The sequence below is a fragment of the Sphingobium algorifonticola genome (genome assembly GCF_004005485.1).
Classification (GTDB): Bacteria; Pseudomonadota; Alphaproteobacteria; order Sphingomonadales; family Sphingomonadaceae; genus Sphingobium; species Sphingobium algorifonticola.
Genome location: NZ_RZUL01000001.1, coordinates 660,765 through 675,058, shown reverse-complemented (window position 1 = coordinate 675,058; position 14,294 = coordinate 660,765). Strand labels below are relative to the sequence as shown.

General features: G+C 63.9%; 9 protein-coding genes. 4 read left to right on the top strand and 5 right to left on the bottom strand.

Annotated features, from left to right (window positions below):
* Nucleotides 1-62 precede the first annotated feature (62 nt).
* Both leuS and ENE74_RS03175 read right to left on the bottom strand, forming a co-directional pair.
* Complete coding sequence (leuS, locus tag ENE74_RS03180) at nucleotides 63-2,582, bottom strand: leucine--tRNA ligase (RefSeq protein WP_127689545.1); 2,520 nt, start codon at nucleotides 2,580-2,582, stop codon at nucleotides 63-65.
* A gap of 57 nt (nucleotides 2,583-2,639) precedes the next feature.
* Nucleotides 2,640-3,092, bottom strand: coding sequence for a DUF3576 domain-containing protein (locus ENE74_RS03175; protein WP_127689168.1), 453 nt, complete (start codon nucleotides 3,090-3,092; stop codon nucleotides 2,640-2,642).
* Between the two features lie 254 nt (nucleotides 3,093-3,346).
* Here ENE74_RS03175 and ENE74_RS03170 point away from each other — a divergent pair, with 254 nt between their 5' ends.
* The 4 genes from ENE74_RS03170 to ENE74_RS03155 all read left to right on the top strand — a co-directional run bounded on the left by ENE74_RS03170 (nucleotide 3,347) and on the right by ENE74_RS03155 (nucleotide 8,515).
* Nucleotides 3,347-4,075, top strand: a complete 729-nt coding sequence (locus tag ENE74_RS03170; RefSeq protein WP_127689167.1) for a hypothetical protein — start codon at nucleotides 3,347-3,349, stop codon at nucleotides 4,073-4,075.
* Nucleotides 4,076-4,204: 129 nt separating this feature from the next.
* Nucleotides 4,205-5,581 (top strand): M20/M25/M40 family metallo-hydrolase, encoded by a 1,377-nt coding sequence (locus tag ENE74_RS03165; RefSeq protein WP_127689166.1) that lies wholly within the window; start codon nucleotides 4,205-4,207, stop codon nucleotides 5,579-5,581.
* 45 nt (nucleotides 5,582-5,626) lie between these two features.
* Nucleotides 5,627-6,787: an aromatic ring-hydroxylating oxygenase subunit alpha gene (locus ENE74_RS03160; protein ID WP_127689165.1), complete on the top strand. Its 1,161-nt coding sequence runs from the start codon at nucleotides 5,627-5,629 to the stop codon at nucleotides 6,785-6,787.
* Between the two features lie 99 nt (nucleotides 6,788-6,886).
* A complete protein-coding gene (locus ENE74_RS03155; RefSeq protein ID WP_127689164.1) occupies nucleotides 6,887-8,515 on the top strand; it encodes a phytoene desaturase family protein in 1,629 nt (542 codons plus the stop codon).
* Here ENE74_RS03155 and ENE74_RS03150 read toward each other — a convergent pair.
* The 3 genes from ENE74_RS03150 to ENE74_RS03140 form a co-directional block, all read right to left on the bottom strand.
* Nucleotides 8,477-9,793 (bottom strand): amino acid permease, encoded by a 1,317-nt coding sequence (locus tag ENE74_RS03150; protein WP_127689163.1) that lies wholly within the window; start codon nucleotides 9,791-9,793, stop codon nucleotides 8,477-8,479. The two genes, ENE74_RS03155 and ENE74_RS03150, sit on opposite strands and share 39 nt — an antisense overlap.
* Before the next feature lie 100 nt (nucleotides 9,794-9,893).
* On the bottom strand, nucleotides 9,894-12,272 hold the full coding sequence (locus tag ENE74_RS03145) for a TonB-dependent receptor (protein ID WP_127689162.1): 2,379 nt from the start codon (nucleotides 12,270-12,272) through the stop codon (nucleotides 9,894-9,896).
* 149 nt (nucleotides 12,273-12,421) lie between these two features.
* On the bottom strand, nucleotides 12,422-14,251 hold the full coding sequence (locus ENE74_RS03140; RefSeq protein WP_127689161.1) for a tetratricopeptide repeat-containing sulfotransferase family protein: 1,830 nt from the start codon (nucleotides 14,249-14,251) through the stop codon (nucleotides 12,422-12,424).
* Nucleotides 14,252-14,294 lie beyond the last annotated feature (43 nt).

Sequence of the window (14,294 nt, the reverse complement as noted above, 5' to 3'; positions counted from 1 at the left end):
AGCGAAGGGCCTTCACGGACGTTCAGGCGCGGGCTTCGACTTCGCTCAGCCCGAACGGGGACTTATATCACCAGATTGACCAGGCGATCGGGCACCACGATCACTTTCTTCGGGGTCGCGCCGTCCAACGTCCGCATCACATTTGGCGCAGCGAGCGCCAGCCGCTCCAGCTCGTCCTTCGGCGTACCCTTGGCCACGGTGATCGTGTCGCGCAATTTGCCCATCACCTGACAGGCGATCGTCACTTCATCCTCGACCAGCAAGGCCGGATCGACAGCGGGCCATGCCGCGTCCGCGATCAGCCCTTCGCCGCCCATGTCGGCCCAGGCTTCCTCGGCCAGATGCGGCGTCATCGGTGCGACCAGCAGCGCCAGCGTGCGGATCGCGCTGTTGCGCGACGCGGATGGAGCGGCCTTTTCGATCGCGTTGGTCAGTTCGTATATCTTGGCGACGGCCTTGTTGAACGACAGTGCCTCGATATCGCGGGCCACGCCGTCGATCGTCTGGTGCAACTTGCGGTCGAGCGCCTTGTCCATACCCTCGGCGGCCGCGTCGATCTGGCCGAACAATCGCCACAGGCGATTGACGAAGCGCCACGATCCCTCGATTCCGCTCTCCGTCCACGGCAGGTCGCGCTCCGGCGGGCTGTCCGACAGCATGAACCACCGCACCGCGTCCGCGCCATATTGGGCGATGATGTCGTCGGGATCGACGACATTCTTCTTGGACTTGGACATTTTCTCGACACGGCCGATGGTGGCCACCTCACCGGTGTCGATCACGATCGCCCTGTCACCGTCCCGGCGCACATCCTGCGGGCTGAGCCAGCGTCCGTCCGCTGCCTTGTAGGTCTCATGCGTCACCATCCCCTGCGTGAACAGGCCGGTGAACGGCTCGGCGATGTCCAGCGCGCCGATGTGGCGCAGCGCGCGGGTCCAGAAGCGCGCGTAGAGCAGGTGCAGGATCGCATGTTCCACGCCACCAATATATTGCCCGACCGGCAGCCAGCGTTCGGCCTCCGCCTTGTCGAACGGTCTGTCCTTCGGCTGGCTGGCGAAGCGGATAAAGTACCAGCTTGAATCGACGAAGGTGTCGAGCGTGTCGGTCTCGCGCCGCGCAGGCTTGCCGCAGGTCGGGCAATCGACATGCTTCCACGTCGGGTGCCGGTCCAGCGGATTGCCGGGAATGTCGAAGCTGATGTCCTCCGGCAGCACGATCGGCAACTGGTGCTTCGGCACGCCGACGGGGCCACAGGTGTCGCAATGGATGATCGGGATCGGCGTGCCCCAATAGCGTTGCCGCGACACGCCCCAGTCGCGCAGTCGCCAGACAGTCGTCCCCTTGCCCCAGCCGCCCGCTTCGGCGCGCCGGATTACTTCGGCCTTCGCCGCCTCGATTCCCATCCCGTCAAGGAAACGGCTGTTGACCAGTTTGCCCGCCCCGGTGAACGCCTCGTCATGGATCGGGGCGTCGGCTTCGCCTTCGGGTGCGACGACGCGCGGCACCGGCAGCATATATTTGCGCGCGAAATCGAGATCGCGCTGGTCATGCGCGGGTACGCCCATCACCGCGCCGGTGCCATAATCCATCAGCACGAAATTGGCGACGAACATCGGCAGCTTTATCGCCGGGTCGAAGGGATGCAGCACCGACAGCCCGGTGTCGTATCCCAGCTTCTCCTGCGTCTCGATCTCAGCCGCCGCCGTGCCGGACTTGCGGCATTGGTCGGCAAAGGCGGCCAGATCGGCATTGTCCTGCGCCAGCGCCAGCGCGATCGGATGATCGGCGGCGATCGCCGCGAAACTTGCGCCGAAAATCGTGTCGGGCCGGGTGGAGAATACTTCCAGCCGCTCGATCCCCGCGACTGCCTGGTCCAGCGCAAAGCTAAATTGCAGGCCCTGGCTCTTGCCGATCCAGTTTTCCTGCATCAACCGCACCTTGTCCGGCCAGTGCTCCAAGGTGCCAAGGCCATCGAGCAGCGCGTCGGCAAAGTCGGTGATCTTGAGGAACCACTGGCTCAGCTTGCGTTTCTCCACCGGCGCGCCCGATCGCCAGCCTTTGCCGTCGATCACCTGTTCGTTCGCCAGCACGGTCATGTCGACCGGGTCCCAGTTTACCGCACTTTCCTTGCGATAGACGAGCCCCGCGGCATAAAGGTCGAGGAACAGCGCCTGCTCATGCCCGTAATAATCGGGTTCGCAGGTCGCCAGTTCGCGGCTCCAGTCCAGCGCGAAGCCCAGCTTCTTCAACTGCGCGCGCATCGCCGCGATGTTGCTGCGCGTCCAATCGCCCGGATGCACTTTCTTTTCCATCGCCGCATTTTCGGCGGGCATGCCGAACGCGTCCCAGCCCATCGGGTGCAGCACTTCATGCCCCGTCATCCGGCGGAAGCGCGCCAGCACGTCGCCCATCGAATAATTGCGCACATGGCCGATATGGATGCGGCCGGACGGGTAGGGGAACATCTCCAGCACATAGGATCGCGGCTTGTCGCTCGCGTCGTTCGCGCGGAAACTCTGCCGTTCGTCCCAGATGGCCTGCCAGCGGGCATCGGCCTCAAGCGGGTTGAAGCGCCTTTGCATCATTCGCTCCTGAAGCGGGCGCACGCCGGGCGTGCGCGACGAAGTTGGGCGACAGCGTTACTGGCCGCTGATCGCCATCCGGCGAAGATCACGCGCCTTGGTGAGGATGATCTCTTCCAGCTTCTGCACAGTCGCGGCCTGCAACGGCGCATCGACCCACTGGCCATTGTTGTTGACCTGACGGCTGCCCGCGACGCGCAGGGCATCCGCGCGCAAATCCTGGTCCAGGATCGACACGGTCAGCTTCATCCGTTCGGTCGGGCTGTTGGGATTGGCGTACCAGTCGGTCACGATCACGCCGCCGTTGGAATCGGTCTGCACCAGCGGCATGAAAGACAATGTGTCGAGGCTGGCGCGCCACAGATAGCTGTTGACGCCGATGGTGGTGATCTTGGCTGCGGCCAGGTCCGCCTTTGGCCGGTCCTTGGACCCGCCACCGCAAGCCGCAAGCGGCAGCATGGCGGCCAGCACGATGAACGATGCCGCCGGGCGGGCCGTAAAGTGGCGCATATGCCATATCCTGTACAATTTCTTTAGCATGGGCGCATCTATAGGGAAGATGCGGCGCGGGGCAAGTGTCGCTGTATGGCGCGGCTGCGATCATGCGACCGCCGGTCCGGGTCGGCTCGGGCATCCGCGACCCCGAATCTGTGGGAACTGTGCAACAGCTCGGACAAAAAGACTCTTCGCCCTAGCCAATGGCGGCTCTCGGGTGTTAAGCCGTTATGGAGATTATTCTCGGGGCAACAGAGTCGTTTAAGGTCATGGCAGTCAAGGGTGGACATCTGGCTTGGTCGGGCGCGGCAATCGCGGCGATGACGCTTGCCCTGTCGCCTGCCATGGGCCGTGTAACCGACCTGATGGCGGCGCGCATCGCAAATCCGGTTTCGCTGGGCAGCCTGGGCAGCATAGGTTCGTTCACTCCGGCAACCAAAGATCCCGTTCTTTCCGCCGCTTATGCCAGCGCCGTCATGAGCGGCAATCGCAAGGCCTTCCGATTCACCCCGACCAGCGGGTCGATGAGCGGTCGTCGGTCGATCACGGTTCTCGTGCGCGCGAACGACGATCTGCCGGTGCGGATGGAGCGGACTTTGCCATCCGTCGGCATTGAGCCGGTGGCCTTCAACCTCAATGCATCGCGCGGTTGGCGCAAGTTCGCGCTGCCCGACTCGGTCGGTCGCAAGGCGATCGACCCCATTCCGGTGGAAACCCCGGCGGCGGCGCGCAACTTCTCGCTAGATCAGGGCAAGAAGAAGCAGCGGTTCAGCACGAACGTCGTGGTCGATGCGAAGAATGATGTTGGTATCGGCGCACCGGCACTGGGGAATGAAAAGCCCTATTCTGTTGATGTCGGCAGTTCTTATTCCTTGTCGCGCAATCTGAACGTGACGGCCGGTCTGCGCTATAACGGCCGTGTCAACCGCCTCGCGCCGATCACGGACGAGCGGCAGGACAGCCAGGCGCTCTACCTGGGCACCGTGTTCAAGTTCTGATTGTTCTGCGCGCCGGATAAGCGGCGCGGCGGCTCATCGAAAATCGCGATCGCTATTCCGGTTGGCGGCGCTCGCCCGCTGTGCCACCCTGCGTCCGGTCTGACGTCCGTATCGCAAGGATATTTCCCCATGCCGACATTCCCCGTGCGCCTGTTGTTCGCTTCGGCGGCGCTTTTTTCCGCAGCGACGGCACAGGCCGCGCCGGACCCTGCGCTCGGCAAGGATGTCCTCCTCCAATCCATCGCCTTCAAGACCGTCGAGGGCGAAGGCCAGGTGCCGAAGCTCGCGGCCTATTATGCCGCCGTGCTGAAGGATGCCGGTTTCGCCGATGCCGACATTGTCATCACGCCGATGGGCGAAACCGCAACGCTGGCCGCGACGATCAAAGGAAGTGATGCCGCGCTGAAACCGCTGCTGCTCATCGGCCATATGGATGTGGTTGCCGCAGACCGGAAGGACTGGACGCGCGATCCCTTCGTTCCGGTGGAGGAGAATGGCTATATCTTCGGGCGGGGCGCCGAGGACAATAAATATGACGTGGCGATGATGGTCACGACGCTCGCCTATCTCAAGCGGACGGGCTTCGCACCGCGCCGCACCGTCACCTTGTTGCTGTCGGGTGACGAAGAAACGCAGATGAAGACAACCCGCGCCCTCGCCGCCCGCTACAAGGATGCGGAACTGCTGCTGAACGGCGATGGCGGCGGCGGCGTGCTGGGCGAGGATGGCAAGCCGGTGCTGTATCTGTTGCAGGCCGGCGAGAAGACCTATGCCGATTTCGAGATCGCGATCACCGATCCGGGTGGGCACAGCAGCGCCCCGACCGCGAGCAATCCGGTCTATCGCCTCGCCAAGGTGCTTGACCGGCTGGCCGCCTACCAGTTTCCCCCCATGGCGAATGAACTGACCCGCGCCTCGATGCGCGCGGGTGCCCGGCGGATCGGCGGGGAAGCCGGCGCGGCCATGGCACGCTATGCGGAGAATCCACAGGATGCGACCGCAGCGGCCTATCTGTCTTCCCGTTCCGAATATGTGGGGCAGGTGCGCACCACTTGCGTGGCAACGATGCTGAGCGGCGGCCATGCCCTCAATGCGTTGCCGCAGCGTGCGACCGCCAGTGTCAATTGCCGCATCTTTCCGGGCGTCGCCATCGATGCGGTCAAAGCCGAACTAACGAAGGTGATAGCCGACGACAGCGCGACCGTCACCACCCTGAACGATCCGACCGGCAGCGATGCATCCCCCTTGCGCGCGGATGTCACCGCCGCCGTGACGAAGGCGGTGCAGGCCCGCTATCCAGGGCTGGAAATCACCCCGAACATGTCGGCAGGCGCGACGGACAGCCTGTATTTCCGTGCGCTCGGCGTGCCGAGCTACGGGGTGTCGGGCCTGTTCATGAAATCGAGCGACGGCTTCGCGCATGGCCTCAACGAGCGGGTGCCAGTGGCCGGGATCGCGGGTGCGCTCGCGCAATGGGAAACAATGGTAAAGACCCTGGCGCGATAGCGCAGACTTGCACCGAATCGGTCATTGTTTTACACTCGCTCAACAATGACCGATATCGCCGATCCGCTCGCAGGCTGGAGCCTGCCCGCCTGGACCTATGACGACCCGGATTTCTTCCGGGCGGAACAGGCGCGGATATTTGCGTCGAGTTGGCAGATCGTGTGTCATGTCAGCGACATTGCCGCGAAAGGTGCCTGGCACAGCCTCGATTATCTGGGTGAGAGTATCATCGTCGTGCGCGGCGAGGATGGGGCCGTGCGCGCCTTTACCAATGTCTGCCGCCATCGCGGCTCGCGCATCGTCGATGGCATCAGCGGCTGTGCCCGAAAGCTGGTATGCCCCTATCATGCCTGGACCTATGATCTGGACGGGCGGCTTGTCGGCGTGCCTCAGAAAAGCGACTATCCGGGGCTGGATATCGATCGCCATGGCCTGACGCCCGTGGATATGAACATCTGGCGCGGCTTCATCTTCGTGCGGCTGGTGCGCGAAGGGCCTTCGGTCGCGGACATGATGGCCCCTTATGACGATCAGATCGCACCCTATCGGTTCGAGAATCTGACGGCGCTGGGCCGCGTCATCCTGCGACCGCGCGATGTGAACTGGAAGAATGTCGCCGACAATTATTCGGACGGGCTGCACATCCCGGTCGCCCATCCCGGCCTCACGCGCCTGTTCGGGCGCAGCTATGGCGTGGAGGCGACGGCGCATGTCGATCGCATGTGGGGCGATCTGGTCGAACGGCCTTCGCCCAACTGGTCGGAACGGCTCTACCAGAAGCTGTTGCCACCGGTGCCGCACCTGCCGGCAGCGGCACAGAAACGCTGGCTCTATTTCAAGCTGTGGCCGAATGTCGCTTTCGACATCTATCCCGATCAGGTCGATTTCATGCAATTCCTGCCTGTCAGCCCGACGCAGACGCTGATCCGCGAAATCAGCTATGTACTGCCCGATGCTTATACACCGGATGAATCACGCCGCGAAATGCGCGCCGCGCGGTATCTCAACTGGCGGATCAACCGGCAGGTGAATGCGGAAGATACCGTGCTCATCACCCGGGTGCAGGAAGGCATGGCCTCGCGCAGCTTTTCGATCGGGCCGCTGGGAAAAAGCGAAGTCTGCCTGCGCGCCTTTTGCAGCCGGATGCGGACGCTCATTCCGCAGGCGCGCGAGGAGGTGCGACCGGCGGCGGGGTGGAGCAACTAATCCCCCTTCCGCTTGCGGGAGGGGCTAGGGGAGGGCATGTCAGGATGAGCGGTCAACAGCCCCTCCCCCGACCCCTCCCGCAAGCGGAAGGGGAGTTTTATGTACGACGCACTCATCATCGGCGCAGGCCATAATGGTCTTGTCTGCGCCTTCTACCTTGCGCGGGCGGGGCTGAAGGTCCGCATCGTCGAGCGGCGTCATGTCGTGGGCGGGGCGGCCGTGACCGAAGAGTTCCACCCGGGCTTCCGCAATTCGGTGGCCAGCTACACCGTCAGCCTGCTTCAGCCCAAAGTCATCCGGGACATGGGGCTGGAAGCGCGCGGTTATCGCGTGATCGAGCGGCCGATTTCCAACTTCCTGCCGCAGGATCCGGCGGGTCCGCATGGCGGCGACTATCTGAAACTGGGCGGCGGTCTCCAGCGCACCCAGGCGGAGTTTGCGCGCTTTTCGAAGAGGGATGCCGCCGCGCTCCCCGCTTATTATGACGCGCTCGAAAATGTCGCCGAAGTGCTGCGCGGTCTGGCGCTCAAGTCGCCGCCCAATGTCGGCGACGGTCTGCGCACGCTTTACGACGGCGCAATGCAGGGCCGCGCGCTCGCGAAACTCAGCCTCGAACAGCAGCGCGACGTGCTCGACCTGTTCACCAAGTCCGCGCGGACATTTCTCGACGGCTGGTTCGAAAGCGATGCAGTGAAGGCGGCGTTCGGCTTCGATGCGGTGGTCGGCAACTATGCCTCTCCCGATACGCCGGGCAGCGCCTATGTTCTGCTGCACCATGTGTTTGGCGAAGTGACCGGCAAGAAAGGCGCCTGGGGCCACAGCGTCGGCGGCATGGGCACGATTACGCAGATCATGGCGCAGGTGTGCCGCGATCTGGGCGTGGAGATCAGCCTGGAAAGCCCGGTCGATACAGTGCTGGTCGATGGCGACGCGGTAGCGGGCGTGCGCCTTGTTTCCGGTGAGGAGATCGCCGCGCAGCGTGTCATCGCCAATGTCGGGCCGAAGCTGCTTTATGAAAAGATGATGGCACCGTCCGACCTGCCTGCCGATTTCCTGAAACGCATCAGGACGTTCAAGGCGGGATCGGGTACCTTCCGCATGAATGTCGCGCTGTCGGAGCTGCCACGCTTCACCTGTCATCCCGAGCCGGGCGAACATCACCAGTCGGGCATCATCATCGCGCCGACACTCGACTATATGGACCGCGCCTTCATCGACGCGAAACTGCACGGCTGGTCGAAGGCCCCGATCGTCGAGATGCTGATCCCCTCGACCGTCGATGACAGTCTCGCCCCGCCGGGATGCCATGTCGCCAGCCTGTTCTGCCAGCAATTCGCGCCGGTGCTGCCTGATGCCAAAGACGGGAAAAAACGCGACTGGGATGATGAAGAACAGGCCGCTGCCGACTGCATCATCGACACGGTGGAGCGGCACGCCCCCGGCTTCCGCGCGTCTATCCTTGCGCAGACGCGGCTCAGCCCCAAAGGGCTGGAGCGCACATTCGGCCTGACCGGCGGCGACATCATGCATGGCAACATGTCGCTCGACCAGCTCTGGGCCGCGCGCCCGGTACTGGGCCACGGCAGCTATCGCGGGCCGGTGCGCGGCCTCTACATGTGCGGCGCGGGCACCCATCCGGGCGGCGGCGTCACCGGCGCGCCTGGCCACAATGCCGCCCGCGCCATCCTGTCAGACGGCAGCATCTTCGGGAAATTGCGCGGGCGGTAAGCGGCTCGTCCGCCGCCGCGTCCACCAGAAGAGCGGAAAACCCATCAGCATCAGAACCAGGCTGAGACCGCTAACGGACGGTCCTGCGCCCCACAGGGTCCATAATGCATAGACCAATCCCAGGATTGCCGCCGGGATCGCCACGCGGAAATGCAGCGCCGCCGCCGCGCAGCCCAGATAGAGCCACAGCGTCGCGGACGTCGCGAGCAGCGCCATGGCAGTGAAGATCGCGACCAGTCCTTGCAGGCTGTTGGCGATCAGCAGCAGCGTGGCAAAGACGCTGGAGAGGATCAGCGCGCGAACCGGCGTGCCCCGCGCGTCGGTCACGCCGATCCAGCCGGGCAGTTCGCCGTTGCGCGCCATCGCCAGCGGCACTTCGCCTTGCAGCAAGGTCCAGCCGTTCAAGGCGCCAAGGCAGCTTATCGATGCGAACAGGGCGATCAGGCTGGCCGGCCCGGGCGCCCAATAGCGCGTGACGAACGCGGCGAAGGGCGATGCCGACTGCGCTTCGGCCATTGGTAGCAGCAATGCGATCCCCGAACAGACGAACAGATAGATCGCGCCGGTCGCCGCCGTGCCGATGATGGTCGCGCGGGGAATGATGCGTGTGGGATCGCCCACCTTGTCCGCCGCCGCGCTCGCCGATTCAAACCCGAGCAGCGCCCACAGGGTCAGCGCGGCGGACGCCGTGACGGCCGGTGCGGCAAGCCCTTCCGCCGGAAAGGGCGCGATCACCGCGCTGCCATTGCCGAGCGCCGCGGCGATCAGCACGACGACGACGACCATCGGCACCAGTTTCAGGATCAGCGTGACGAGCTGCAAAGACCCCGCCACTTGCGCCCCGCGCAGATTGAGCAGCGTCACGCTCCACAATATGGCAAGTGCCGCGCCGACGCCGACGGCCGGTGTCTGGCCCAACATGGGTATCAGGGGCGTGAGGTTAGCGACGACGGCGACCGCGATCGTCACATTGGATGTGATGATCGATATCCAGTAGGTCCAGCCGATCGCAAAGCCCGCCCAGGGGCCGAAAGCCTGTGCGATCATCGCGGGCGGTCCCTTGGCCTGGGGCAGCCGCACGGTCAGGCGCGCAATCACCCAGGCCAGCGCCAGCGCGCCCGATATGGTGATGATCCATCCTGCCACCGCGTTCCAGCCATAAGGTGCCAGCGCGGCGGGCAGCAGGAATACGCCGGTCCCGATCATATTGCCCATGACGAGCGCGATGCAGGCGGCAAGGCCCAGCGGACGGGCGGCTTTGGGCGCGGGAGAGGTCACGCCGGGATTAGGCGGGAAGCGCGCACGGATTGCAAGAGACCATCCAGAGGGTCGGTTCCGCTCTCACCTCCGCGCGGCGGTGGTGAGAGCGGAATGAGCGTCAGAAGCGGAAGCCGACCTTCGCCCCGATCAGCCGCGGCTGAATGGGTGTACGATAGATTTTAGGCCCGATCGCCGTCTGCCCGCCGGGATCGCCGCACACTGTTTCAAGGCATTGCAGCCCCAGCGTGCTGAACGCGCGCTTGTCGAGCAGGTTGGTGGCGAACAGTTCCGCCGTCCAGTTGCCGCTGCGCACGCCGATGCTGGTATCGAGCGTCGCATAGCCCGGCAGATTGCCCTTGATGTCGGCCTGCTCCGTGCGCAGATCGGTGCGGCGCGATCCTTCGTAAATGCCCGCTGCCTGGATGTGCGCCGTCATGTCGCCGATCGGAAACTCGTAGCGGGCAAGGGCATTGGCCTTGAGCCGCGCGCTCACCGGCAGCCGCGCACCCTTCGGCGCCAATATGTCGGCTGGCGCGCAGCCGTTGGTATCGTCCACCGCGCAATAGGCCTTTGTGAGTTCGGCATCGTTGTAGGAGAGGCTGCCCGTCAGCGTCAGCCCATCGGCCGGGCGCGTCCACAGCTCCGCCTCCACGCCCCGGATACGCGCCCTGCCGGCATTCTGGATCTGTGTCAGGCCGTTGGCACCCAGCACCGAAATCTGCAGATCCTGCCAGTTGAGCTGATAGACTGCACCGTTGAAGCGGATACGGTCATTGGCCCAGCTTGTTTTCCAGCCCGCTTCATAATTGTCGATGAAGTCGGCTTGATAGGGCGGCAGGGTAGCGCGCCGGTTGATGCCGCCGGGGCGATAGCCGCGCGAGGTGGTGAAATAGACCAAAGCATCGGGCGTGATCTTGTACGTCGCGTTGATCTTGTGCAGGAAGCCCGTGTCCTTGGTCCGCTTGTCCAGATTGGTGCAGGGCGATCCGGCGACGATCGTCGGGCCGAAACAGGCGGCGACGCCGGTGCGGCTGGAATAGCCCGCCGAATAGCCGAAGAACCCGACGAGGCTGTTGTCATATTTGTACACGCGGCTGCCGAAGGTCACGGCAAGCTTGTCGGTCACGTCCGCCGTCAGCTCGCCGAACACGGCATAATCGCGATCGACGCGGAATTGCTTGGTCAGCCAGATGTTGCTGTCGGTCCCCGGCACGGTCAGCGAGTCGGCGATATTGTCGATGATATAGTTCTGCTCGATGTTATGCGTCTGCCGCTGATAGAAAGCGCCGCCTACGAAGCGCACCACGCCATCGGCAGGGGAAGAAAAGCGCAGTTCATGGCTCTGCTTGGTAAAGCGGTCGATGCCCTGGATATACTGGTTCGGGTTCACCAGATCGCCGTTGTTGTCGTAGAAATAATTGCCGTATCCCGCCAGCGCATCATAGAAATAGGCATAGTCGGCATAGTCGCTGTTGGTCGAAACCTTGCGCTTCAGATACGAGCCCGCATAGGTCACGTCCCAGTTCCCGATCTTGCCCTCGATCGTCAGTGCGGCCTGATACCAGTTGTCGCGCGCGCCTTCGGGGTTGAACTGCATCGTCTGCAAGTCGCCCAGGCCGCTTTCGACCCCGAAGCTCCCATTGGCCTTCTGCCGCTGGCCCATGATCTGCGGCGTGACGGTCCAGTTGTCGTCCAGGTCGATCTTCAGCGCGGCGCGACCACCATAGGTGGTGACGTCGTTATAGTCCTTCTCGACGAACGGCGCGTTGTTCATGGTGATGCCGGAGGACGGGAAGGTCAGGCTGCCCGCGATATTGTCGATATAGCCCGCGTCCTTCTTGTACCAGCCGACCACACGCAGCGCGATATTCTCGTTGAACGGCGTGTTGATGAAGCCCTGCGCGATATAGCCTTCGCCGCCCTTGGCGACGCTGTTCACTTCGAAATCGCCGCCTGCCTCGAACTTGCTGGCGTCAGGCTTGTTGGTGATGATGCGGATGGTGCCCGCCTGGCTGGACGACCCATAGAGCGTACCCTGCGGACCGGCGAGCGCCTCGACGCGGGCGATGTCGTAGACGTTGACGTCCAGCGCGCCCTGGATCGTCGTGATCGGCTGCTCGTCCAGATAGATGCCGACCGAAGGCTGCGATGCAGAATGGTTGGCATTCTCGCCGCTGGCGACGCCGCGGAAATAGACCTTGGCCGATCCGGGGCCGCTCGTCTGATAGGATACGCTGGGCAAATAGCGGGCGTAATCCTCGAACTTCTGCACTTGCAACTGGTCGAGCTTTTCGGTGCCGAACGCGGTGATCGCAATGGGCACGTCCTGAAGATTTTCGGTGCGGCGCTGCGCTGTCACGACGATGGCGTCGCCGGTGTCGGGCGCATCGGCCGCCGCCTGCGCATGGGCAAAGCCCGATGTGCAGAGCATCGTCGTTGCCAGCAATGCGGCCGAACCCGCTTTGCCAAGGCGCTGTGCAGTCGTGGAAAAACGCATGGAATGACCCCCTCGTGATCTTATCGATCTGTCCTCTCATTTCTTCACGAAACGGCATCAGCGGCAAGGCCAATATGACAAACGTATAACAAGAGGCGACGAATCTGCCGCACTGTTGCACGTTCGCCACGATTGCCTGGCATCGTCGATCAGTCGGCCGGGACCGCGGGATAGGCCGTCAGCACCGGGCCGAGCGCCTGTTCGAGCGGTGCGAGCCAGGCCGCATAGTGGCGCCAGCGATCCATGCCTTCGCGGTTGATGGGGCGGCGGACCTGTTCGCTGCTGGCCGTGCGGACGGCGCGGGCATTTTCGTGGAAGCGCAGGCATGCGTCCTCGAACGGCAGGCCGAGATGATCGAGCAGGCGGCGCACCTCGGTCTCGGGATCGTCGACGAGCGCCTCGTGGATCACGCGATGCACCCGGCCGGGTAGCACGGCATCGAAATGCCGCATCAGCGCGACATAGTCGGCATAATAGCGGCCCATGTCCTCCAGCGCATAGCTGAATGCCTGTCCCTGCGCGAAATGCTGTTTGAAATTGGAAAAGCCGCAATCCATCGGGTGCCGCCGCGCGTCGATGATCTTTGCTTGCGGCAGGATCAGGTGGATGAGACCCGTGTAGAGCCAGTTGTTGGGCAGCTTGTCGATGAAGAAGGGCTTATCGGTCTTTCGCTGGATGCGCGTGCGTTCGAGATATTCGGCGCCCAGCTGGGCCAGTCGATCGGGTGTGGCCTGCGTGATCGCGGCGATCCAGCTTCCCGGTCCGTCATCGACCGAACGCGCCTCACGCATGGCGATGGCGGGCATGTCGGGCAGTTCCATCGTGCCTTCGACCATGGAATGCGAGGACAGGATCTGTTCGATCAGCGTCGATCCCGCGCGCGGCATGCCCAGGATGAAGATCGGGTCGGGTGCCCCATGCCCCTGACCCGCGCGCGCCGTCAGCAGTGCGGGTGTGAAGGCGGCGATGCTGCGCGCGACATGGCGGCTGGTATCGTCGGCATCATAGTCTATCTGCGCCCGGCGCAGCGCATTGCCCTGTGCATAATATTCGAAGGATCGCGCCCAGTCCTGCGCGTCCTCCGCCGCCTTGCCCAGCGCGAAATGCAGGTGAAACCGGTCCTCCACCGTGATGTCGGCATCGTCCAGCGCCGCTTCCATCGCCGCGACGTCGGCCACGTCGAACCGCACGGTCTTGAGGTTCGCAAGGCTCCACCACACTTCGCCCAGCCCCGGCTGGACGCGCAGCGCCTGCCGATAGGCCGCAATACTGTCCTCCTGCCGCCCCACGGTCTTGAGGATATGTCCGTGGCTCATATGCAGCTTGGCATGGTCGGGGAAACGGTCGATCAGTTCGGCATAGAGCGCGATCGCCTCGTCATAGCCACCTATGCGGCCCAGCGCGGCGGCTTTCAGATTGCGATGTGCGGCATTGTCCGGTTCTTCCGACAGGATCTTGTCCAACTGCTCAACCGCTTCGCCATAGCGATTCTGCTTGTAGAGAACCGTTGCCAGATTGGCGCGCGCGGCACCGAATCCCGGCGCCAGTTCGAGCGCACGGCGCAACAGATTTTCCGCGTCGGGCAAGCGGCCGATACGCGCGGCCAGTTCCGCAAGCATGCGGATCGCCGCGCAATCGGTCGGGTCGCTTTTCAGCCGTCCTTTCAGGATCGGTTCGGCAACGTGCAGTTCGTTGGCGAGCAGCGCCTGCGCCGCAGCCAGCATCTGCGGATCGTGGACGGCCGTGCGCACGGCCTCCAGATCGGCATCCTGCGCTTCCCCGATGCGCCCCAGCCGGCGCAAGGCGAGTGCGGTCAGCCGATGACCCTCGCTGCTGTGCGGCGCGACCGTCAACACTTCGCGAAGCTGCGCCAGCGCCAGCGCCGGATCGGTGGCGATCAGGCGACGGGCGCGGGCAAGGGCATCGGGTAGCGACAGGCTTTGGGGATCAAGCGACAGGCTTTGGGGATCAACAGTCATGCGTGCTGCCTAGCATCGGCGCGCGGGAGGCGCTATCTGTCGT

Coding starts and splice junctions, on each gene's coding strand:
- leuS (WP_127689545.1), bottom strand. CDS start 2,582: ATGCAAAGGCGCTTCAACCCGCTTGAGGCCGATGCCCGCTGGCAGGCC.
- ENE74_RS03175 (WP_127689168.1), bottom strand. CDS start 3,092: ATGCGCCACTTTACGGCCCGCCCGGCGGCATCGTTCATCGTGCTGGCC.
- ENE74_RS03170 (WP_127689167.1), top strand. CDS start 3,347: ATGGCAGTCAAGGGTGGACATCTGGCTTGGTCGGGCGCGGCAATCGCG.
- ENE74_RS03165 (WP_127689166.1), top strand. CDS start 4,205: ATGCCGACATTCCCCGTGCGCCTGTTGTTCGCTTCGGCGGCGCTTTTT.
- ENE74_RS03160 (WP_127689165.1), top strand. CDS start 5,627: ATGACCGATATCGCCGATCCGCTCGCAGGCTGGAGCCTGCCCGCCTGG.
- ENE74_RS03155 (WP_127689164.1), top strand. CDS start 6,887: ATGTACGACGCACTCATCATCGGCGCAGGCCATAATGGTCTTGTCTGC.
- ENE74_RS03145 (WP_127689162.1), bottom strand. CDS start 12,272: ATGCGTTTTTCCACGACTGCACAGCGCCTTGGCAAAGCGGGTTCGGCC.
- ENE74_RS03140 (WP_127689161.1), bottom strand. CDS start 14,251: ATGACTGTTGATCCCCAAAGCCTGTCGCTTGATCCCCAAAGCCTGTCG.